Below are 21,582 nucleotides of genomic sequence, written 5' to 3' on the forward strand. Positions count from 1 at the left end.
CCTTTTTTGGCAAATGTCTATTGATCGGCTATTACTATCCCAGGGGAGGGAGTTTTAAGCTACAAATAGATATCTGTCATCTCAGGGCCCTTTTACTCTCAAAAAGTGGGTTTACATGTAAACCCACTTTTTGACACCAAATTAATTTAATAACCTTATTATCAATAATATAAATCAATGTTAACCCTAAAAAGTGTAAACCATGTAAACCCACTTTTAAGGGTATATAAAAAAGCCGCTTCATGATGGTCATGAAGCGGCTCGTAAAATTTATTGTAGATATACTGTCCCGGTATCGGTTGGGTAATTAATACCTCCTTACTTTGAAATCAGATACACCACCAGTCATGTGGATGTATATTTTGCTTTTAGCGGCATCAAAACCAGGGGTTTCGTACCGGTTATCGTCCTTTTTATCAAAACCATCAAAATCACTTGATGACAGCCCCGAATTAGTGCGGATGCTGCAAGCTGCGCCCTTCGGCACACTGATAATTACTTCTGACACCCCGGTTGATACCTCAACATTGGTAGTTGCCAATGGGTTGCCCAGCTTTACATCAAATGATGCGGCGCCTCCCTTTAAAGTTAAGTTTTTTATTTTGAATTTACTAAGGTCGAAGTTAAGTTTTGTGGCACCGGTTTCTACATTAATTTCCCACACTGGGTTAGGGTTTAATTTTATATCGGCCTTGTTGGCTTTGTCTTTATCCTCATCGCTATCAATGTGCCATCCTTTGTCGTTCCGCAAATGTAGGTTTACTACATACATCGAATCGTCTTTGCTGGAGGTAAACTCATATTTGCTACCATAAAACTCTTTGGTTTCGGCTTTGAACAGCTGATTAGTGGTATCATTTAAAGTATAGGTAGTACCTCCCCCGCTGATATTAAGGCGGGCCAATTTAGCATCGGCTGTATAGTCTTTATTAAAAACACTACTGCCAGATACCTTCACAACACCATGCCCTACACCTGTGCTGTCGCTGTCATCATCGTCATCATCATTGTCACTACTGTCATTGTTTCTATCATTATAATGAAAATTATAACGACCTGGCCAGAAGCTGTAACGGTCAAAGTGCCCAAATATCAGTAATCCAAAGCCCAAGATAACTACCCCCAATTTTAATATAGTGGCCCATGCTGAGCGGTTACCTGCAAACACCAGGTTAACACCACCCATAATTAAAAATATAGGCCAAAGATGGATGATATTCATCCAGTGAAAATCTATGTACCCAAAGTTGTTGAGCAGGAATATGGCTCCTATACAAACCAGGATAGCACCCGGAACTAATCTATCGTTTCTCATTTCAATATTCTTTTATAGTGATGAAAAGCTGCTATCAACCGCATTGATCTTTAATCCTCGCGGCTAAATAGTCAAATCATGTTATACAGTTGGTGGATTATCTTTTAAGTTGTCACTTTCCGGGGCGGCTTGATCACCTTTATTTAAGGTATCATCTTTTACCTCTTCCTGGGTTCCGGCATTGGTGGGGTTATAATCTTCTTCCCAGGGTTTCCTTTTATTGCCCGATGCCATCAAAGCTAAACCAGCTCCTACCAAAACCACCGGCCATAATTTACCAAAATGCCAAAACCTGAATAAATGTAATTCATGCAGCAGGAACGATGCGCCTATGAATATTAAAACGACACCAATAACAAGTGCCGGAGTTGATGATCCCCCCTTTTTAGGAGGTACACCAAACGGCATATCCTGTTGTGGTGGTACGCCTGCGGCAAAAGGATTATATGGATCATCCTGCGGAGGTACACGGTAATCAACGCCTGGATTAAAGTATTGCTGATATTTTTTGGGCAGAACTATCCATAAAACAACGTAAACCATTAAACCAGTGCCCATGAATATAAAGGTGAGCAGAAACAAGGCACGTATTATAGCTATATCGATATCAAAGTATTCTGCCAAACCCGCGCAAACACCGCCTATGACCTTTCGGCGTTCATCGCGATAAAGTTTCTTTTCCATAATGTATTAATAATAGTGATTTTATAATTCAAATGTGCAAACAACAAATGTTTTACCGTAATACTATTAGGTGAAAGTGATCAAACTCTCGGTAAAGCACCCAAAAATGCCGATGAAATTAGTTGATCGGTAGTTGATAGTTGATGGTTCATAGATCATGGTTCATGGGGGGACAGTTCATGGATCATAGTTCATGGAAATAGATTATGGAAAAACAGTTAACGTTTATCTATGCGCAAAAAATCATGAACCAAGAGCTATAGCCCCCTTCAACTATGATCCATGAACCATGAACTACTAACTAAAACTTACAACTGACCCGGTGCTGGTTTAATGATCATTTCATCAACGTTAGCGCCGTGGCTCATTCGGTATATATTAATAATGGCCGATGCGATATCCTCAGGTAATACCATCGTATCTTTATCAACCACTGCATCTTTCCATGAATCAGTTAGTGTTGATCCGGGAATTATCGCGGTTACTTTTACACCATGCTCCTGCATCTCCAACCGCATTACTTTGGTGAGGCCAAGCAGGGCATATTTTGTTACGCCATACGTACCGGCCTGCGGGAAAGGATTTAACGAGGCTACAGAACATATATTAAAAAAGTGACCTGTGCGCGCTGCTATCATCGCTTTACCAAAATAACGGTATAACTCATAGGTAGGCATCAGGTTGGTATTTAATTGTTTTTCAAAGTCACTTTCGCTTTCGTCAAGGATACTGCCTGGTGCAAACATACCCAGACTGTTTACCACCACATCAATAAATCCCAGCTCTTGTTGTGCACCTGCGGCAAATTTTAGCAATTCGTTCTTTTTACTACCATCAGCAACCTGTGCAAAAACTTTGATAGATGGGTTGATGGATTGCAGTTCATCTTTAAATTTTAATAATTCTTGCTCATTGCGAGAACAAATTGCCACGTTTAATCCTTCATTAGCAAATGAAATAGAAATAGCGCGGCCCATGCCTTTTGTTGAACCGGTGATAAGAGCGTTCTTCATGACGATAATAATGTGTGTTTAAATAATTGTTCTTTTTAAAATAACCCCTAATGCACGAGGCTAATTTTTTTGATTAGGATTGAAGCTTTAAGGGCCGAATTTACGTAAGGAATAGTTGATAGCTCATTAAATTGCATATTTAAATTTAATTCCGTGGGCACAAGCGGTAAAGCTTAATGGTAAAAAACGTATTTTTAACCGATTTTTATAAAAACAAATGTTCCATAGTTTAGGAAAATACATTCTTCTGCTGCGTTTAAGTTTCAGGAAGCCCGAAAAGTTTAGTGTTTATTGGAGCGAGGTGATGCGTGAAATGGTTTCGGTGGGTATAGGCTCACTGGGTATTATCGCTATCATTTCGGTATTTATTGGCGCGGTGGCTACCATCCAAACCGCGTTCCAGTTGGTAAGTGATTTTATCCCAAAAACAATTGTTGGTGGTATCACCCGCGATTCGACCATCCTGGAATTTAGTCCGACTATCTCGGCACTGGTATTAGCAGGGCGTGTAGGTTCCAGCATGGCCTCACAAATTGGCACCATGAGGGTAACCGAACAGATAGATGCCCTGGAGATTATGGGTGTAAACGCGCCGGGCTATTTGATATCACCCAAAATCATAGCCGGTATATCCATGATTCCATTACTGGTTATTGTATCGGTAATTTTAGGTTTAGCTGGTGGTTACATTGCCTGTGCCGCATCAAATGATGTATCCACTGCCGATTATGTGACCGGTTTAACTGATGGTTTTAATCCGCTTATTGTTACCGTGTGTGCCGTTAAAGCTATATTTTTCGGATTTATTATTACATCCATCTGCTCCTACCAGGGTTTTTATACCGATGGCGGCTCGCTTGAAGTTGGTCAGTCGGCCACCCGCGGCGTTGTTTGGAGCTGTATCATGATATTATTTGTGGATCTCATTATTTCACGCCTGCTACTATGATCGAAATTAAAGACATCTACAAAACATTTGGCGATAACGAAGTACTAAAAGGTATAAGTGCAAATTTCAAACCAGGTAAAAACAATCTCATCATCGGTGGTTCCGGATCGGGAAAAACTACCTTGCTAAAGTGTATCGTTGGCTTGCATGACCCTACCAAAGGCGATGTGATATTTGACGGCGAGAACTTTACCGATATGGATTTTGAACAACGCGTACCTATCCGTACAAAAATAGGGATGCTTTTTCAAAACTCGGCCCTGTTTGACTCCATGACGGTGGAAGAGAACATCATGTTCCCGCTTAACCTTTTCACCAATCAAACCAAGGCGGAGAAACTCGATCGAGCCAATTTTTGCCTCGAAAGGGTTAATCTGACCGGCAAAAACAAACTATATCCATCTGAGCTTTCGGGCGGGATGAAAAAACGTGTGGGTATTGCACGTGCCATCTCCATGCAACCCAAATATTTGTTTGTGGACGAACCCAACTCGGGCCTCGATCCTAAAACATCCATCCTGATAGATGAACTGATCAACGAACTGACTGAGGAATATGAAATAACAACAGTGATTGTTACCCACGATATGAACTCGGTAATGGGGATAGGTGATCACATCATATTTTTACATCAGGGCAAAAAGTGGTGGGAAGGCAGCAACAAAGAGATAGCCCACACTGATAACCAGGAACTGAACGATTTTGTATTCGCCAGTAAATTCATGCAGGCAGCTAAGGCGAAACTGTAGATTTAGTATCAAGTAGTTAGTATCAAGCCATTTTGTTTGATGTCTACGATGTACAGCTGTCTGGAATGGCGTTGCTTCAGGCCTTGTTATAAGATACTTGATACTCGATACTAAAAAGAATATTAAATTTGCAGCCGTATCATAGGCGCAGTTAGTCTTGATACTTGATACTAACTACTTGATACTTCTAAAGAAATGATCCAACTATTAACCCCAACGCACTGGAAAGATTACGAGCTGATTGATTGCGGCGATTTTGAAAAGCTGGAACGCTTTGGGAATATTGTACTGATACGCCCCGAACCACAGGCGGTTTGGAGCAAACAACTGCCCGCTTCTGAATGGCAGCGCTTACACAACATCAAATTTAAAGGCCGCTCGGCAACTGCGGGCGATTGGATCAAGAAAGACCCCAAAACACCCGATCGCTGGCATATCGAATACAAAAATAAAGATGCAGCTATCAAATTCCGTTTGGGTTTAACCTCCTTTAAACACCTGGGTATTTTTCCTGAGCAAGCAGTAAACTGGGATTATATCACCCAAAACATCAAAAAGTTTAAAACACCGCAACCTAAAGTGCTTAACTTGTTTGCCTATACAGGCGGTGCATCCTTAATTGCGCAGGCAGCCGGTGCTGATACCACACACGTGGATTCCATTAAACAAGTGGTTACCTGGGCAAATGAAAACCAGGAGATCTCGGGCTTGAACAATATCCGCTGGGTGGTTGAGGATGCTTTAAAATTTGTAAAACGCGAACTAAAACGCGGCAAAAAATATAATGGTATCATTCTGGATCCTCCGGCATATGGCAATGGCCCCAACGGCGAAAAATGGAAACTGGAAGATAACATCAACGAGATGATGGCCGATGTGATACAACTACTCGACCCCGAAGAGCATTTCCTGATTCTGAACACCTACTCCTTAGGCTTTTCATCTGTAATTATCGAAAACCTCATCAAAAGCGCGTTCCCCAAAGTGCAGAATCTGGAAATCGGCGAACTCTACTTACAGGCCACAGCCGGATCGAAACTACCACTCGGGGTTTTTGGGAAATTCTTTAAAACACGTTCTTAGCTCGGCTTATGATCAAAAAACTGCTGTACACGATATACCTGATATTGATATCCACAGGTTGTTTTGCACAGCAGCATTTTGACATCATCCTTAAAAACGGGAAAATAATTGACGGCGCCGGTAATCCCTGGTTTTATGGGGATGTAGGTATTGTTAAAGATAAGATCGTGAGTATAGGCGATCTATCCAAAAGTAAGGCAGACAAAACCATCGATGCTACCGGCCTCATCATTGCCCCTGGTTTTATTGATGTACATACCCATATTGAAGGCGACGAAAAGAAAACCCCTACTGCCGATAATTTTATATATGATGGCGTAACTACCGTGATCACGGGGAATTGCGGTACTTCCAATATTGATATTAAAAAGTATTTTCAGTTTTTAGATCACCTGAAATTATCGGTCAATGTAGCCACATTGATAGGGCATAATGATGTACGCGAAGCCGTTTTAGGCAAACGCGCCATAACACCTAACGATGCACAACTACAAAAAATGCAAGCGATTGTAGAACAAGCCATGCGGGATGGTGCTGTTGGTTTTTCTACCGGTTTAATTTACACACCCGGTTTATATTCCAAAACACCCGAAGTTGTAGCCCTGGCAAAAGCGGCGGCCAAATATCACGGGGTGTATACTTCGCACATGCGCAATGAATCGGACAAAATATTTGATGCCATTGCCGAAGCCATTGATATTGGCCGGCAAGCCAATATGCCCTTAGAGATCTCGCATTTTAAAGTAGGCTTACCCAACTGGAACCGCTCCAACGAAATGATAGCCATGGTCGAAAAAGCACGCCAGGAAGGTTTGGATGTTACTGTCGATCAATATCCATACACGGCCAGCAGCACCACACTGAATGTATTACTGCCCGATTGGCTGCAGGATGGCGGCCACGATTCGATATTAAAAAGGCTGAATAGTCCGCTGATACATCAAAAGGTGGTTGCCGAAATGATAACGGATATGAAAAGGCGTACCCGTGAACATTTTGATTACGCGGTGGTTGCCCATTGCGACGGAGATCCATCTATCAACGGCAAAAATATTATGCAGATCAATATCGCCAAAGGCCGCCCCTCAACTATACCTGATGAAATTGAAACCATTTTAGATATCACTAAAATTGGCAGTGCCTCCATGGTATTTCACGGTTTGAATGAAGCCGATGTGGAAAATATACTTCGTTACCCGCTCACCATGGTGGCGTCCGATTCGGGTATCCGCTTATTTGGTTCGGGCGTACCACATCCGCGCGGTTACGGCAGCAATGCCCGGGTACTAGCCTATTACGTACGCGAAAAAAATGTAATCCGATTGGAAGATGCTATACGTAAAATGACCTCTTTACCTGCGCAAAAATTCCATTTAACCAATCGGGGACTACTACAGCCCGGTATGTTTGCAGATATTGTTATCTTTGACGCCGGTACGGTCAAAGACCAATCAACGTTTGAACATCCCCACGCCTATTCAACTGGTTTTAAGTATGTTTTAGTGAATGGAAATATAACTGTTGATAATTTTAAGCACACAGGCACCAGAAAAGGTGTTATTTTGCACGGTCCCGGATATCAACAGAAATAATTAATAATTAACCAGTTAAAAGAGTTTAAAACTCGGCACATCAAAAACGCAAAAATCTCACCTTTATAAATAATGAAACATTTTTTCCTTTACGCCTCGGCGCTTTTATTAACAATTACCCTGCTAACCAATTGCAAACAAAGCGGCAGTACCAGCAAGCCGGGCGCTAAACCAACAACCAAGGCAGATTCGGCCAAAGGCGAAGCGGCAGACACGCTAAGCGTGTTAAAGTCAAGCTATCCTCCTTTGGATAAAAAGCTGTATGACTCGCTGTTAAAATTCAATGCCCATGGCGATACCACCGGCAGATGGCCCGTTAAAAACACGCCTTATCCTTTAAACGGGGCTATTTTACCATTTAAACGTGTGGTAGCTTTTTATGGTAACCTTTACTCTAAAAAAATGGGGATCCTTGGCGAATTACCTCCTAACGAAATGCTGGCCAAATTAAAAAGCGAAGTAAAACACTGGGAAAAGGCCGATCCAAAAACACCCGTACAACCAGCCCTTCACTATATTGCCGTAGTAGCACAAGGCGACGGTGGTAAAGACGGTAAATTCCGTTACCGCATGCCGTTTAAACAAATAGACAGTGTTTTATCATTAGCCAAAAAAGCACACGCCATTGTGTTTTTAGATGTGCAGGTAGCTTTAAGCAACATACACGCAGAATTACCTTTACTTGAAAAATACCTGGCTATGCCACAAGTTCACTTCGGTATGGATCCAGAGTTTTCTATGAAAGACGGTACCCATCCGGGTAGAAAAATTGGCACCTATGATGCCGAGGATGTAAACTATGTATCTGGCTATTTGGCTAACCTGGTTAAAAAGTACAATCTTCCTCCAAAAATCCTGGTAGTGCACCGCTTCACTAAAAAAATGGTTACCAACTATAAAAACATTAAACTGCACAAAGAAGTTCAGTTGGTGATGGATATGGACGGCTGGGGCGAACCTGATCTTAAAACCGGAACTTACCGTTACTTTATTAACCAGGAACCGGTACAGTTTACAGGCTTTAAGTTGTTTTACAAAAACGATATCAAAAAAGCTCCTCACCACATGTTAACACCTGAGGAAGTTTTATCAAGATACAAACCATATCCTATTTACATTCAGTACCAATAAGGTAGTGAATTGAGAGTGGTGAACGGTGAGTTTAAAGGGTGCATATAATGCGACTGAAAACTCACCGCTCACCACTTTTCAATTTAAGAATATTTACAACTCATTATTCACCACTCACCAATAGACTATGATTAAATGGGGAATAATAGGTTGCGGGCGTATTGCACACCGGTTTATGCAGGGACTTCGGGAAGTACCGGATACAAAACTGATGGCTTCCTGGTCAAGAACCCAATCCTCGGTTAATGCTTTCACAGAACAATACGGGGGTATTGCCTGCACCAATATTGATGAATTACTGGCCAGCGATATCGACGCGGTTTATATTGCCACATTACCTGATAGTCATGCAGTTTACAGCATAGCTGCATTAAAAGCAGGCAAACATGTGCTTTGCGAAAAGCCGGTCACCGTTAACCTGGCCGAACTTGAACAGGTACTTGCTGTAGCAAAAGATTGCGACTTACTTTTCATGGAAGGCATGAAACCTGCCTTCTATCCTTTATACCTGCGCTTAAAAGAGCATCTTACCCTCGATCCTATTGGCCCCGCGGGTTATGTTCGCGCAGGATCATCAGTCGCTGATCTTTCTGCTGATCATCCTAATTTCAACCTGGAGCTTGCTGGTGGTGGCTTGATGCAGATAGGCGTATATGAAGCTTTTTTGGCGATAGATTGGTTGGGTGAATTGCAGGATGTACAAGCCATGGGCCGCTTTGGCAGCACCGGCATAGATATGTTCACTATATTTCAAACGCAGCACGCGGGTGGATATTCGCAACTATACGCCGGGTTTGATCTGCATGGCAAAGGCGACACGCTGATTGCCGGGCCGCTAGGCCATATTACCATCCACAAAAACTGGTGGAACCCCGCCCAAGCTACTATTGATTACCTGGATGGCCGGATTATTGAACTACATGAGCCTTTTACCGCAGGTGGTCTTAATTACGAAATAGCTCACTTTTGTGATCTGATCAAAGCGGGTAAAACAGAAAGCCCTGTCATCAGCCACCAAATGTCTAAACAAATGATCAGCCTGATTGACAGAGCCCGTGCACAGATCGGGTTAAAATTCCCGTCTGAGAAATAGTTTTTTTGCTTTAGAGACGCAATTATGCGTCTCTACAAAAGCTTTACAATTTATTAGAATTCAAAACCGGATTTTGGCTGGCATTTACCTGGTAGGTATAAATAGCATTTTCATTGTCAACTTCTACTATGCGATACCCTTTATAATCGGTACCCCAGTTACCTCCAATATGCGAATCAAAAAAGTGTGGGAGCTTATTACCCGTGTAACGTACCCCATCAAGCAAATGGTCATGTCCATGAAAAATTGCCTTTACATTCGGGTAACCGTGAAGCAGCTCCATGGTTTCGGGACAATCCACAAAAACATCATCTTTTTGCCATTTAAATGGAGGGATATGCAGTATCACAAACACAATCTTCTTGTCTTTGAATTTCTCTAACGAAGCCTTGATAAAAACATTATCCGGGCAAATATAAGTGCCTTTTGTATCGGCAGTGTTGGCCAATACAAAAGCAATATCACCAAACTCTACAGTGTACTTATCTTCATAACCAAAATTCTTTTGCCATATGGCAGCGTCAGCAAAATCATGATTACCCGGAATAGTATGGTATGGCATATTGAACTTATCCAAATATTTGCTTTTTATCTCGGGCAACAAGTCGGGGCGGTTATGCACCAGATCGCCATTAACAATTACCATATCCAGATGATTTTTAGCATGATCGGCATTGATCCACTTAACCATATTTCCGGTACTCAAGGCATAATCGGTATCGGGTTGACCGTAATGGATATCAGAAGCCAGGACAAAGCGTAATTTAAGCCTGCCTTTATTTTGGCGGTTATATTCGTTATTAACGTTTGCAAAAGTATTAACAGCAGGCAGTAAGGTTAAAGCTGCTATACCGGTCAATCCGGTACCAATAAAATCTCTGCGGGTACTCATGTTTGTTTTTTTAGTAAAAATACAATGTAGGTATTAAGTTAAAATTAAGGATTGGAGGTAGTAGAGTTACACAAGTCTACCTCAAACCCTTCCCTTTTAAATATTTCACCAGCGCAGCGGGATGATCAGTCTGCAAGCCGGACAATCCTACAGCCAGAGCCTTATCCCAATCTGCCGGGCCTTCGCCGGCGCTTTGAATATCCGGCCAAACAGGTATATGTTTCTCTCCGGCCAGTTTTATCATATCGGCATTATACTGGTTGTAGCTGCCATCCAGTATATCCGGCTGATACTTCGTGATAAAATCATTCATTCCTGCAACAGTTTTAACGCTATCAGGCAAACTCAGCATCAGTGGCATTTTGGGGGCAGCTTTACGCCAGCCGGTAAACTGAGGAGCGCTGTTGATATAAACCAATACCTGTTTTTCCATACCATATTGTTTGATCATTTGGTAGGCCAATACCGGATCGGCAGCTTTAAAATCAAGATAGATATTGATCTTGTTTTTGCACAATTGCAATATCTGCTTAAATGTTGGAATGCGATAAATCACTGCTGATGTGCTATCCTTACCTTTTACCTGGAGCTGCTCTAAATCTGCCAGAGTTAAGTCTTTAACCTGCCCTTGCCCATTGGTCATCCGGTTTACGCTGCCATCATGCATGCTTACCAATTCACCATCTTTGGTTGTCCGCAAATCTATTTCTATATAATCTGCCTCATTTTTGATGGCTTCCTGATAAGCAGCTAATGTATTTTCAGGATAGATCACATGATCGCCCCGGTGTGCAGAAATGATGAATTTATGTTTTGAAACCGGTGCCGGGTTAGGCCGCCAGTTATCACTTACCGCTAATGACAATAATGCTGTTGTTAATATAACTAAGCGCATTTATTTTTTGTTGATGATGAATTATTTTTTAACAAAAACACTCTCTACAGCATCACCAACTTCATGGCCGGCCGACGCTTTAAAATCAAATCCTAACAATTTGGCTATGGTTTGAGCCAATTGTTTGTGATAGGTTGTTGCGGGTAACTTCATTTCGCCACCGGCTGGAGTATCCGGGCCCAAAACGGCAAACCAGGTTTGTTCTGAATGAGGAGTCTCTGTACCATGATCGCGCCATTTGGTTAAAGGAACGTCCCCCCTGCCATGATCACAGGTGATGATCAGCGTAGTTTTGTTTTTATATGCAGGATCTGATTGTACATATTGCCACAACTGTTTTATATAATCATCCTCCTGACGGATACGATCCAGATAAAACTTGTAGTTACCGGCATGTGCCAGGTCGTCTGGTTCATCAAAAGCTACATACAAGGCACGTGGCTTATATTGTTGCATGTAGGTTTTGGCAAATTCAAAAGTTAAAAAGTCAATACGGGTGGAGTCGCCCAGAAAATGTGGAACCTCATCAAGCATCTCATTCAGCTGTTTTAAACGGTCATTCATACCCGGAACGTTCACAGGCATGTAACCCGAATTATTCAGGATACCCGAGCGTGGGGTATTCAATATCTGCGTAAATCTCTCCCATGACGAAAAAGCGGCAACTTTATGCTGAAAGCCTTTTTGCTTGTTTAAAAATTCCAGCACATTCATATTCGGGTTGGTAATGGCCTCGTTGGTATTCATCCTTGGGTCAGGGAAACCGGTAAATATTTCGTTATAGCCCGGGTACGAAAAATGATATGGGTTAGCTACCTCATCCTTGCTGCCTATATCGCGGTTCCCGTATAGCTGGCCTTGCTGTACAACAGTCGACCAAAAAAACGGCATCAACAATTTGCGGCGATCATTGGTGTTGGCTTTCCAAAAGTTTTTACGAACAGCGTCTTTCTCATTAGTTTCGTTTGAATTGATCAGGGCCGAATCGGCACCGCGATAAACCTCCTGCCAGCGTAAACCATCAATGGTTACAATGATCACATTTTCGGTTTTGTGTTGCTGAGCAAATAGTGCAGAGAGTGAGCCGGCAAGTAATAATGATAAAATTATTTTTTTCATTTTTTTCATTTATTCAACAAAGGCCTCCTGGTATACCGGAAGGCCTTTGTTATTCATTATTTAATATTCATGGTTTATTTCAATATCCACATAGTAGCGTTGATATCGTCGCTGCCACCATATTGGCTGCTTAATGCTTTGTTGTAATTAACTGCATTAACCGTTCTTTCTGAAGTTGGATATTCAAAACGTAGTGGTATACGTGTACCGTTACCTGTACCTGGGCCTACTGTAAATGTCGGCACACCTGTACGGCGATAAGTAAAGTACGACTCCAAACCTGAATGACGGAACAAGGCCAGGTATTTTTGCTGTAATATTTGATTGTGACCTGTTACTCCGCCAGCGTATTTAACCGCAGGTTGTGCGTAATAAGTATCCCAATTTACATTAACCTGATAAGTGTTATAGCTGGTTCCGTCGGTTGGCCCTTTGGAGGTAGCTGTTGGATGGTAAAAATAGGCAGTAAATGCACCGGTACCAGTTGGTATGCTATAAGAATCAAACGAAGCTTGTATACCTTTTTTATAATAAGCTTCAGCATCGCCTGATGCCCAACCCAGGTTAATACCTTCGGCAATATTAAACATCAGTTCAGGATAACCTATCTGAATGCTTGGTTCACCGGTATAGGTTGAGTAGAAATGTTTACGGTTCAAAAATGAGTAACGCTGCAGGGTAGCATTATTATACATCACCCCAAGATCAAGACCTGCATCAGCGCCAACAAATGAAGCAAAATCAGTTGGGCTTTGTTTTAGCGTATCAACCAGGTAACGCGAAGGCTCTGCAGTAACAAATACCCTTGGATCTTTAAACTGTGTAAGCAAACTAACATAAGTTGCCGACATGTTTTGTCTTGAACCATTTTGCCCAAAGTTATTTGGGTTTTGCGGATAATAATTACTTGGTGAAACAAAGGTATATTGCAGGTTATCAGATAGATTTTCCATTAGCGGATATGTGGTAGGGTTTCCCACGATAGCGGCAAACTGTCCTTTAACATCAATATCGGCTGTTTTTTTACTTAAAGCTAATAACAATCTTATATGAAATGCATTAACTGTTTTTTGCCATTTGGAAAGATCATTATTAAAATAAATGTCATTGGTTAATGTTGAACCAACACCTGAACCAGCAATACCAGGATTATTGATCAATTGAGTAAGATCAGCATTAGCGCTCTCTAACCAGGCCAATGACTGAACCATTACCGCTTTTTGAGTATCATAAGTTGGGGTAAGATTACCCAGGCCTTTTAATGCGTCGGTCATCGGAATATCGCCTTCCTCTAAACTCATTTTGCTGAAAAAATAAGCTCTGAAAAATTTGCCTAATGCTTCGTAAGGATTAACCGCAGCACCACCGGTTGCTGTAGCCTGTGCTTCCATAGCTAACACATTTTTAAGGGAGCTATAGTAATTATCGCCTCCATTGGCAAAGCCATCATAACGGTTATTGCCATAATAATCATAGTTATATAAATAGTATTGGCAATATATTTCGTTACTGGTTTGCGGCAAATCGGCCATTTGATTTAATATGCCGTTAAATAACAGCGATGCGGGTACTGTACTCGGTACGTTGTTATTCTTGGTCAAATCTTCAAAGCTCTTTTTACAGCCCGTTACTGCCAATACCATAAATACCGGCAATAAATAATTGATAAATATCTTTTTCATAATAATTTGATTTTTAATTAGAATGATACATTTAAGTTGACACCATAGCTACGTACTGTTGGCGACTGTAAAACAGTGGTTGAAGTAGCATAGTTATATTGATCTAAATCCACATCCTTAAAGCGTTTGTCACCATAGAAGTACAATAAGTTACGGCCATATACCGATACTGATGCTTTCCTGATGAATGATTTATCCAGCCATGCTTTCGGGAAATCATAACCCAGCGTTACCTCGCGCAGTTTGGAGAATGTTTTGCTCATGAGGTTTGACTCATCAACATTGTAGTATTTACTCACATAATCCTGCACCAAAGCGGTTTGTTTGTTTGGCGAATATTGCAGCGCGCCATAATTTGTAATTCTGCCGGTTACTGGATCATAGTTGATAGATGTTCCGTTTGATACAGTTACGCCTTCGCCTATGTAGCTGCCATTGTAACCTTTTTTACCAAAGTTTTGCCAGTCTTTATAACGGGCATCGCCAAGGGCGCCGGTAGCAGTTTCAATATTTGAACCACCACGCATGGTTTTGTTGTGCATATAATCAATAATTACACCACCAACAGATCCGTCAAACTGGAAACCCAGGTTAAAGTTTTTGTAACGAACTTTATTGGAAATGCTCCATTGGTATTTAGCGTTTTCGTTACCCAGATATTGGGCAACAGGTAACACCAGTGGTTTACCGGCAGCGTCATTAATGATTTGGCCTTGTGGGGTTCTGGCAAAAGCTGTACCGTATAACTTATCGGTACGGTCGCCTTGTTTAAAGAACTGGTTGTATGTATTTTGTCCCGGAGGCAGCTCTTCATACACATCTTTAAAGGTGGATACGTTAACCAAAACATTCCAGGTAAAGCCACCTAAATTTTTGATTGGGGTACCTTCTATCGAAGCCTCATAACCTGTTTTTTTGGTTTTTAAGGCATTCAGATATAAAGTAGTGTAACCGGTAGCGGTTGAAATACTGTTGGCTAATATCTGCGGACCATCAATATACTGGAAAGCTGTGGCCGAAAGACCTAAACGGTTTTGCAAGAATTTAATATCAAAACCTTCTTCGTAGTTAACACGGGTTGAAGTTTTGATGTTTGGCTGATACAGGAAATCAGAAGCTGAAGCAGCCGGCTGGCTGTTATACGGCTTACTGGTTAAATAAAACGGATTAAGCTGATAGCTTGGACCATTATAAGGCGAGTTATAAGTACTGCCGTAACCCAGCGGGTTCAGGAACAACGGATTTGAGTTAGGACTGTTAGTAGTAGTTGAGCCGCCCAATGCCGAAATAGCATTAAAAGGAGCCGGACCAATTGTTGGGCTAGATGCATCAGATTTAACTGTTGAGTATGATGCCCTTGCTTTTAAGAAGGAAACAATCTCGGGCAGTTTAATGTAATCAGAGATTACCGTAGCTACCGATACGCTTGGATAATAATAGGTAGTTACATTTTGAAATGCCGATGATTTATCAACACGACCCGTGCTTGATAAGGTGGCATATTTACCAAAAGTAGCATCCAAAGAGTAATAACCGCTTAATACGCGCTCTTGTGAACTAAAAGCAGTTGACTGCACCGGGTTTCTGGAGTTGGCAAAGGTATAAACCTCTGGAACGTTCAAATAATCGGTTGATGTCCAGCTGGAGTTATAATTAAAACTACGCAAGTTTGAACCAACCACACCCGATAAATTCAGGAATTTTTGGACGGTGTAGTTATAATTTAACATCAACTCTGTATTGTTATCAAACAGGTTGCGGCGATCTTCACGGTAATCACCCATGTTGCCTTCACGGCCATAAGGGTGGGCCGAGAATGGCAGATCTTCTGTACGTAAGATATTGTAGGTGTCAATCTGTGAACGTAATGTAGCGTTCAGGTTTTCATTGATCTTGAAATTACCAGATACATAACCATAAATATCATTTTTATAATGTCCCCTTGTCCATTTTTCAGTTAACAAATAAGGGTTATGGTAACGGGTGTACTCGGCAAATACCGATTGAACACCTTCTTTACCTGGCTGCCAGATAGCTTTAATATCCGGAGAATTAACACTCCAGTCGGCACCTGTCCAAACGGCTAAGTTGTAAATAATACTGTTCGGACCATATTGAACATCCGGGAAATTATCAGTTGATTGTCTGTTGAAATCAACGTTAGCTTCAAATTTCCAACGGCTGGTTGGGGTAAATGAAGCGTAAAAGTTAGCATTGGCTATATCCAGGTATTGTGCAGGGATGTAGCTGGTTTGATGCTGTTGCGAAACCGAAAAACGGGTAACATAAGTATCACCCACAGAACCTAATGAAATATTGTTGTTGGTTTGATAACCGGTTTTCAAAAAGTTTTGCAAGTTATTTTTACCACGGGCTACCCATGGAGTTCCCTGACGTACGCCATTGATTACAGGGCTGTCATATTGAGGTATTAACTGACCGGCAAAATAAGGGCCCCAAATATCATAATCGCTATCCACACCACCCGGTGCACCACCTTTACCATCAACAAAGGTATAAAAGGTGTTTTCACCCGGACCATATGAGCTCTGGATACGGGGGAATGCCAAAAAGCCTTTGTTCATCACTGTACTGCTGTTGATATCAACAGTTAGGCCTTTTTTGTTCTTTTCCCCTTTTTTAGTGGTAATCAATATAGCGCCGTTTTGTGCGCGGCTACCATATAATGCAGCTGCAGCAGGGCCTTTCAATACCGTATAGGTTTCAATATCGTCAGGGCTGATATTGTAGGTATCGGTATTGATCGGGAAACCGTCAACAACGTATAAACTTACTGAATTACCCCTTATTAATACCGTAGGGTTACCCAATAACTCAGCCGATGGACCTACCGATAAACCCGCTACTTTACCTGTTAAACCGGTAATAGGATTAGGGTCACGTGCAGTAGTTACATCGGCGCCGTTTACTGCCTGTAAGGCATAACCAATACGGCGGGTTTCCTTTTTAACACCAAGAGCGGTTACAACAACCTCATTAAGGGTTTTGCTGTTACCATTCATGCTTACATTAACAATAGCCTTGTCGCTCACAACCACAGATTGCGGGGTATAGCCAATAAATGTAAAAATAAGTGTTTGCCCGTTGGCGGCTGTGATAAAGTAATGACCATCCACATCGGTAACAGTACCTTTGTTTTGATCTTTAATCTTCACACTTACTCCAGGAAGCGGCAAATGGTTTTCGTCGGTAACGGTACCACTTATTTTGGTTTGTCCAAATAAAATAGATGGCGTAATACAAAATAATAAAACCGTGATAAGGTTTTTTAGTTTCTGGTAAAACTTGTTCATCTGCTAAAATTTAAAGGTGAAAGGATTGATTTTTTCATGCAGCAATACTAAACTTTGTTTATTATTAGTAAACCAATTTAGTATTAAGCTATACTTAATCTTATGTTCACCCTGTGTTAAGCAGGCGGTTTTTGTAACAGCGTAATTACATACTCCTTACAAAAACTTAATATGAAAATATTAACTGTTTACCAGTTGCAGGTGGGTTAACGCTATGGATTTTAGATAATCGAGGTTATTTACAGGTTGATTCATTTCTTTGGCCATATCATCCCAGTACCGTAATCTTATAATCAGCTCGGCATCAGGGTTTAACTCAAAATCTAAGGCTTCTTCTTCGGTCATTACACCTCCCTGAAATTCCAGCGTTCCTTTGCTGGCATCAGATAGCCGGTTATAATATTCCGGATATTTATAAGTAAGATATCGCTTCGCTATCACATGGCCTTGTACTAAATTGGCTACTCTTTCCGAAAAACCACGTTCCAGCAAATAATCAGCTCCCAGTTTTTCATGATCAACATTGCCCATACCATCCATACTTCCGGCTTCTTCGGCATCTGCACACAAATGCCCTATATCATGAAAAAATGCAGCTAGTATTACCTCTTCATCAAAACCTTCGGCCTGTGCCAGGGCGGCTGCCTGAGACATATGCTCCAGTTGCGAAACCGGCTCGCCTATATAATCTTCGTCTCCGAATTTTTCATATAATGAAAATACTTCATTTACAACAGCCTGAGGATCATATTGGGAAAAAGCCATAATTAGTTTATTTTTTGCAAATAAAGGGTATCCACATTATGGAAATATTAAATGTTTGTAAAATATCGTTTTCTCTTAATATTAACTATCGGTTATACGTTATTAACTCATTAATATCATTATTAGGTGTTTAGGTACCTATTTTTTTGACTTTCAGAAGTCATTTTAAAAACGATCCTGATGAATTGACACTTTTTGAATTTTGACTTTTGGATTTTGAAAACTACTTTGCACCCGCTAATTGGAAACTAAGGAATGGAAGAAGATATACTGATACAGATCAGTAACCGCATAAAAGAACGTCGCCGTGAAAAAAACATCACCGTACAGGAATTGGCCGTAAGGGCCAATGTAAGTAAAGGACTGATATCACAAATCGAGAATAGCAGAACCATACCGTCGCTCATGGTACTGATTGAAATTATTAAGGCCCTGGAAATTGACCTGAATGATTTTTTTAAAGATATCCGCTCCAAAAGCGACCATTTGCCTATACTGATAAAACGCAAAAGTGAATACGAACATTTTGAGAAGGAGCACGCCATCGGATTTCATTATCAACGCATTTTTACACAATCCATAACGCAATCAACCGTTGATATTGTAATACTGGAATTGGAACCCGGAGCCACGCGTCCACTGGTAGAAACTGATGCTTTTGAGTACAAATATATTTTACAGGGCGAGGTGGAATACCAGTTTAATGACGAGCGGATACCCATACACCAGGGCGACTCGATGTTGTTTGATGGACGCATACCTCATACACCAAAAAATCTCGGTAACACCACTGCTATCATGCTTGCGGTTTATTTTTTTGAAGAAAAAAAATAAACCTATTTAATTGCAGCAAGACCCTTTAGTCTGTATCGGGGGACATTTACAAGAGCCGTAACTGCAAAAAACGCAGCAATCTCCTTTCATAGGTTTTAATAGCGTATTACAATTACCGCATTGGTAAAAATACTGACAAGCATCTACCGGCATCTCCTCCTGCTTTTTAAAACCACAAACCGGGCAGGTAATTTCTGAGACGAATATCACTTCCATATGCAAAACTAGCATTAATTTTCCGATCTTATAGCCAGTATAGATAGCACGTATTTACTTCATCAGCAAGAGGTTGTTTAACAGTGCTGGCTATACATTTCTATACAAAAATTCCCGCACCTTAACCATATCTTAACACAAATTTAGTTTGATATTAATAAACAAAGTTTACTATTGCTAAACATTATTTCATCAATATTATGGCCATTAAATTAGTGGTATTTGACATAGCCGGCACTACCGTTAAAGACGAACAGGAGGTGAGCAAAGCTTTCCAGGCCGCCTTAAAAAAATACAACTATGATATTGAGCTTAACCAGATTACTCCATTTAGGGGTTATCAAAAAAACGTGGCCATTAAGCAAATATTGCTGTTGATTGAAAGCGATACCGATAAAATCACTCCGGAACTGATCAGCAACATTCATCAGGAATTTGCTCAGGAGATGATCCGCTTTTATCAGCATGAACCTATTGTTGCCCTGCCACACGTGGAAGAAACATTTGCAGCATTGCGTACCGCTGGTGTCCAAGTGGGTATCAATACCGGTTTTTCCCGTGATATTGCCAACACTATAGTAAACCGACTGCAGTGGCGCCAAAAAGGATTGATAGATCATATAGTAGGATCTGACGAAGTAGAGCTTGGTCGCCCTCACCCCTACATGATCCAAAAAATGATGAAGGCAGGTAACATAACCGATCCCTTAGAGGCAGCCAAAGTTGGCGATACCGGGGCGGATGTGCGCGAAGGGCAGAGTGCTGGCTGCAAATATGTAATCGGCGTAACCACCGGAGCATTTACCCGCGAGCAATTGGAACTTTCTAACCCTACTCACATCATTGATAATATAGCACAGGTAATTGATATCATAAATCAATAAAAAATGATAAAACTGATGGACTCGTTAAGGGCCAAAATAGCCAAATGGCCCTACTCCCTTTTATCCATAATGGCTGCTGTGGCATCATTTGGATTATATACATCTATGTATGCTTTTCGCAAGGCTTTTGCTGCCGGCACCTTTACAGGTCAGCAATACCTCCATATCGATTATAAAGTATGGCTGGTAATAGCCCAGGTGGTGGGCTATACCTTCAGCAAGTTTTATGGCATTCGTTTTATAGCCGAAGTAAACAGCAAAAACAGGGCACGATATATTTTAACTTTAATAGGCATTGCCTGGCTGGCATTGCTGGCTTTTGCTATAGTACCGGCTCCTTTCAATATCATTTTCCTGTTTATCAACGGCTTTCCGCTTGGGCTGATCTGGGGCTTGGTTTTCGGTTACCTGGAAGGTCGCCGCTCTACCGAGTTTATGGCGGCAGTGCTATCTATTAGTTTAATATTTGCCTCGGGTTTTGTAAAAACAGTTGGACGCACCCTGCTAAACGTTTTTCATGTGAACGAATACCACATGCCTTTTTTAACGGGCGCCATATTTGTATTACCGCTGCTCCTTTTTGTGTTTTGTATGGAGCTGATGCCCGCCCCTACGGCCGAGGATCAAAAGCTGCGTACCAAGCGCAGCCCCATGAACGCCACAGAGCGTAAACAATTCCTGATGCGGTTTTTACCGGGCATCATCCTTACCATTATTATTTATGTGCTGCTCACTATTATGCGCGATGTGCGCGATAATTTTGAGGTAGAGATCTGGGCCGATCTGGGTGTAAAAAGCAACAGCATTTATACCAATATTGACTCCATCATATCTGTCATCGTACTGGTAGCCATGAGTTTGCTCATTTTGGTTAAAAAGAATCTGAGGGCCTTTAGTATCATTCACCTGTTTATTATCGGTGGCTGCTTATTGGTTGGCGTATCTACCATGCTGTTTACCATGAAACTGATAAGCCCTATAAGTTGGATGACCATGGCCGGCCTTGGTCTTTACCTGGGTTATGTACCTTACAATGCCATATTTTTTGAGCGTATGATTGCCACTTTCAACTATAAAAGCAACGTAGGTTTTATCATGTACGTGGCCGACTCCATGGGTTACCTGGGTAGTGTAAGTATATTACTGGTAAGAGAACTGGGGCATCCAAACATTAGCTGGGGCCACTTTTTTCAGCAAGGTGTTATGATTGTTGGCCTTATTGGCGGCATCTGCGGTGTGCTATCGCTTATTTACTTTTTGCAAAGCGCCAGGCCAAGTCAAAATTCAAAATTAAAAAGTCAAAATGAGAGCACTGACTTATTGAGCAACGACCATCTCATAACTGGCAATCCGATCAACTAATTAACCATAA

The 21,582-nt window shown here is 41.4% G+C and carries 19 protein-coding genes; 9 read left to right on the forward strand and 10 right to left on the reverse strand.

Translation table 11 applies throughout. The features are described 5' to 3' along the window. Window positions 1-307 precede the first annotated feature (307 nt). The 3 genes from G7092_RS29705 to G7092_RS29715 all read right to left on the reverse strand — a co-directional run bounded on the left by G7092_RS29705 (window position 308) and on the right by G7092_RS29715 (window position 3,012). Window positions 308-1,315, reverse strand: a complete 1,008-nt coding sequence (locus tag G7092_RS29705; RefSeq protein ID WP_166095908.1) for a toast rack family protein — start codon at window positions 1,313-1,315, stop codon at window positions 308-310. Window positions 1,316-1,396: 81 nt separating this feature from the next. Beyond that, window positions 1,397-1,999, reverse strand: coding sequence for a PspC domain-containing protein (locus G7092_RS29710; protein ID WP_166095910.1), 603 nt, complete (start codon window positions 1,997-1,999; stop codon window positions 1,397-1,399). A gap of 308 nt (window positions 2,000-2,307) precedes the next feature. Further along, a complete protein-coding gene (locus G7092_RS29715; RefSeq protein WP_166095912.1) occupies window positions 2,308-3,012 on the reverse strand; it encodes an SDR family oxidoreductase in 705 nt (234 codons plus the stop codon). A gap of 217 nt (window positions 3,013-3,229) precedes the next feature. Here G7092_RS29715 and G7092_RS29720 point away from each other — a divergent pair, with 217 nt between their 5' ends. The 6 genes from G7092_RS29720 to G7092_RS29745 all read left to right on the forward strand — a co-directional run bounded on the left by G7092_RS29720 (window position 3,230) and on the right by G7092_RS29745 (window position 9,609). After that, window positions 3,230-3,961: an MlaE family ABC transporter permease gene (locus G7092_RS29720; protein WP_166095914.1), complete on the forward strand. Its 732-nt coding sequence runs from the start codon at window positions 3,230-3,232 to the stop codon at window positions 3,959-3,961. Continuing rightward, a complete protein-coding gene (locus G7092_RS29725; RefSeq protein ID WP_166095916.1) occupies window positions 3,958-4,710 on the forward strand; it encodes an ABC transporter ATP-binding protein in 753 nt (250 codons plus the stop codon). Before G7092_RS29720 ends, G7092_RS29725 begins: the two co-directional genes overlap by 4 nt. A 195-nt stretch (window positions 4,711-4,905) precedes the next feature. After that, window positions 4,906-5,793 carry a class I SAM-dependent methyltransferase gene (locus tag G7092_RS29730; RefSeq protein WP_166095919.1) on the forward strand — a complete coding sequence of 296 codons (888 nt, stop codon included), beginning with the start codon at window positions 4,906-4,908 and terminating at the stop codon, window positions 5,791-5,793. 8 nt (window positions 5,794-5,801) lie between these two features. Next, window positions 5,802-7,385: an N-acyl-D-amino-acid deacylase family protein gene (locus G7092_RS29735; protein ID WP_166095921.1), complete on the forward strand. Its 1,584-nt coding sequence runs from the start codon at window positions 5,802-5,804 to the stop codon at window positions 7,383-7,385. A gap of 72 nt (window positions 7,386-7,457) precedes the next feature. Next, window positions 7,458-8,516, forward strand: coding sequence for a hypothetical protein (locus tag G7092_RS29740; protein ID WP_166095923.1), 1,059 nt, complete (start codon window positions 7,458-7,460; stop codon window positions 8,514-8,516). Window positions 8,517-8,643: 127 nt separating this feature from the next. After that, window positions 8,644-9,609, forward strand: a complete 966-nt coding sequence (locus G7092_RS29745) for a Gfo/Idh/MocA family protein (protein WP_166095925.1) — start codon at window positions 8,644-8,646, stop codon at window positions 9,607-9,609. A 43-nt stretch (window positions 9,610-9,652) separates the two neighbouring features. Here G7092_RS29745 and G7092_RS29750 read toward each other — a convergent pair whose 3' ends face one another. From G7092_RS29750 to G7092_RS29775, 6 genes are all read right to left on the reverse strand, one after another. Then, on the reverse strand, window positions 9,653-10,501 hold the full coding sequence (locus tag G7092_RS29750) for a metallophosphoesterase family protein (RefSeq protein ID WP_166095927.1): 849 nt from the start codon (window positions 10,499-10,501) through the stop codon (window positions 9,653-9,655). 76 nt (window positions 10,502-10,577) lie between these two features. Beyond that, on the reverse strand, window positions 10,578-11,396 hold the full coding sequence (locus G7092_RS29755; protein WP_166095930.1) for a glycerophosphodiester phosphodiesterase family protein: 819 nt from the start codon (window positions 11,394-11,396) through the stop codon (window positions 10,578-10,580). Between the two features lie 21 nt (window positions 11,397-11,417). Beyond that, window positions 11,418-12,515, reverse strand: a complete 1,098-nt coding sequence (locus G7092_RS29760) for an alkaline phosphatase family protein (RefSeq protein ID WP_166095933.1) — start codon at window positions 12,513-12,515, stop codon at window positions 11,418-11,420. Window positions 12,516-12,589: 74 nt separating this feature from the next. After that, the gene (locus G7092_RS29765) at window positions 12,590-14,197 is read right to left on the reverse strand and encodes a SusD/RagB family nutrient-binding outer membrane lipoprotein (RefSeq protein WP_166095935.1); all 1,608 of its coding nucleotides are present in this window, start codon (window positions 14,195-14,197) and stop codon (window positions 12,590-12,592) included. Between the two features lie 17 nt (window positions 14,198-14,214). Then, a complete protein-coding gene (locus G7092_RS29770; RefSeq protein WP_166095937.1) occupies window positions 14,215-17,511 on the reverse strand; it encodes a carboxypeptidase-like regulatory domain-containing protein in 3,297 nt (1,098 codons plus the stop codon). Between the two features lie 180 nt (window positions 17,512-17,691). Then, window positions 17,692-18,276: a phosphonate degradation HD-domain oxygenase gene (locus tag G7092_RS29775; protein ID WP_166095940.1), complete on the reverse strand. Its 585-nt coding sequence runs from the start codon at window positions 18,274-18,276 to the stop codon at window positions 17,692-17,694. A gap of 255 nt (window positions 18,277-18,531) precedes the next feature. Between G7092_RS29775 and G7092_RS29780 the strand changes: the two genes are divergently transcribed. Next, window positions 18,532-19,110 (forward strand): helix-turn-helix domain-containing protein, encoded by a 579-nt coding sequence (locus G7092_RS29780; RefSeq protein ID WP_166095942.1) that lies wholly within the window; start codon window positions 18,532-18,534, stop codon window positions 19,108-19,110. 6 nt (window positions 19,111-19,116) lie between these two features. Here G7092_RS29780 and G7092_RS30930 read toward each other — a convergent pair whose 3' ends face one another. After that, window positions 19,117-19,341, reverse strand: a complete 225-nt coding sequence (locus tag G7092_RS30930; protein ID WP_498366047.1) for a GDCCVxC domain-containing (seleno)protein — start codon at window positions 19,339-19,341, stop codon at window positions 19,117-19,119. Window positions 19,342-19,526: 185 nt separating this feature from the next. Between G7092_RS30930 and G7092_RS29790 the strand changes: the two genes are divergently transcribed. Continuing rightward, entirely contained in the window at window positions 19,527-20,210 is a 684-nt protein-coding gene (locus G7092_RS29790; protein ID WP_166095945.1) for an HAD hydrolase-like protein, read from the forward strand. Between the two features lie 3 nt (window positions 20,211-20,213). Next, window positions 20,214-21,572, forward strand: a complete 1,359-nt coding sequence (locus tag G7092_RS29795) for a DUF5690 family protein (RefSeq protein WP_235953972.1) — start codon at window positions 20,214-20,216, stop codon at window positions 21,570-21,572. The last annotated feature ends 10 nt before the right edge of the window (window positions 21,573-21,582 follow it).

Origin of the sequence: Mucilaginibacter inviolabilis (genome assembly GCF_011089895.1) — a bacterium.
Lineage (GTDB): Bacteria > Bacteroidota > Bacteroidia > Sphingobacteriales > Sphingobacteriaceae > Mucilaginibacter > Mucilaginibacter inviolabilis.

What these genes read in the sequence shown, in the direction of transcription:
- G7092_RS29705 (WP_166095908.1), bottom strand. Translation starts at nt 1,315, where the DNA reads ATGAGAAACGATAGATTAGTTCCGGGTGCTATCCTGGTTTGTATAGGA.
- G7092_RS29710 (WP_166095910.1), bottom strand. Translation starts at nt 1,999, where the DNA reads ATGGAAAAGAAACTTTATCGCGATGAACGCCGAAAGGTCATAGGCGGT.
- G7092_RS29715 (WP_166095912.1), bottom strand. Translation starts at nt 3,012, where the DNA reads ATGAAGAACGCTCTTATCACCGGTTCAACAAAAGGCATGGGCCGCGCT.
- G7092_RS29720 (WP_166095914.1), top strand. Translation starts at nt 3,230, where the DNA reads ATGTTCCATAGTTTAGGAAAATACATTCTTCTGCTGCGTTTAAGTTTC.
- G7092_RS29725 (WP_166095916.1), top strand. Translation starts at nt 3,958, where the DNA reads ATGATCGAAATTAAAGACATCTACAAAACATTTGGCGATAACGAAGTA.
- G7092_RS29730 (WP_166095919.1), top strand. Translation starts at nt 4,906, where the DNA reads ATGATCCAACTATTAACCCCAACGCACTGGAAAGATTACGAGCTGATT.
- G7092_RS29735 (WP_166095921.1), top strand. Translation starts at nt 5,802, where the DNA reads ATGATCAAAAAACTGCTGTACACGATATACCTGATATTGATATCCACA.
- G7092_RS29740 (WP_166095923.1), top strand. Translation starts at nt 7,458, where the DNA reads ATGAAACATTTTTTCCTTTACGCCTCGGCGCTTTTATTAACAATTACC.
- G7092_RS29745 (WP_166095925.1), top strand. Translation starts at nt 8,644, where the DNA reads ATGATTAAATGGGGAATAATAGGTTGCGGGCGTATTGCACACCGGTTT.
- G7092_RS29750 (WP_166095927.1), bottom strand. Translation starts at nt 10,501, where the DNA reads ATGAGTACCCGCAGAGATTTTATTGGTACCGGATTGACCGGTATAGCA.
- G7092_RS29755 (WP_166095930.1), bottom strand. Translation starts at nt 11,396, where the DNA reads ATGCGCTTAGTTATATTAACAACAGCATTATTGTCATTAGCGGTAAGT.
- G7092_RS29760 (WP_166095933.1), bottom strand. Translation starts at nt 12,515, where the DNA reads ATGAAAAAAATAATTTTATCATTATTACTTGCCGGCTCACTCTCTGCA.
- G7092_RS29765 (WP_166095935.1), bottom strand. Translation starts at nt 14,197, where the DNA reads ATGAAAAAGATATTTATCAATTATTTATTGCCGGTATTTATGGTATTG.
- G7092_RS29770 (WP_166095937.1), bottom strand. Translation starts at nt 17,511, where the DNA reads ATGAACAAGTTTTACCAGAAACTAAAAAACCTTATCACGGTTTTATTA.
- G7092_RS29775 (WP_166095940.1), bottom strand. Translation starts at nt 18,276, where the DNA reads ATGGCTTTTTCCCAATATGATCCTCAGGCTGTTGTAAATGAAGTATTT.
- G7092_RS29780 (WP_166095942.1), top strand. Translation starts at nt 18,532, where the DNA reads ATGGAAGAAGATATACTGATACAGATCAGTAACCGCATAAAAGAACGT.
- G7092_RS30930 (WP_498366047.1), bottom strand. Translation starts at nt 19,341, where the DNA reads ATGCTAGTTTTGCATATGGAAGTGATATTCGTCTCAGAAATTACCTGC.
- G7092_RS29790 (WP_166095945.1), top strand. Translation starts at nt 19,527, where the DNA reads ATGGCCATTAAATTAGTGGTATTTGACATAGCCGGCACTACCGTTAAA.
- G7092_RS29795 (WP_235953972.1), top strand. Translation starts at nt 20,214, where the DNA reads ATGATAAAACTGATGGACTCGTTAAGGGCCAAAATAGCCAAATGGCCC.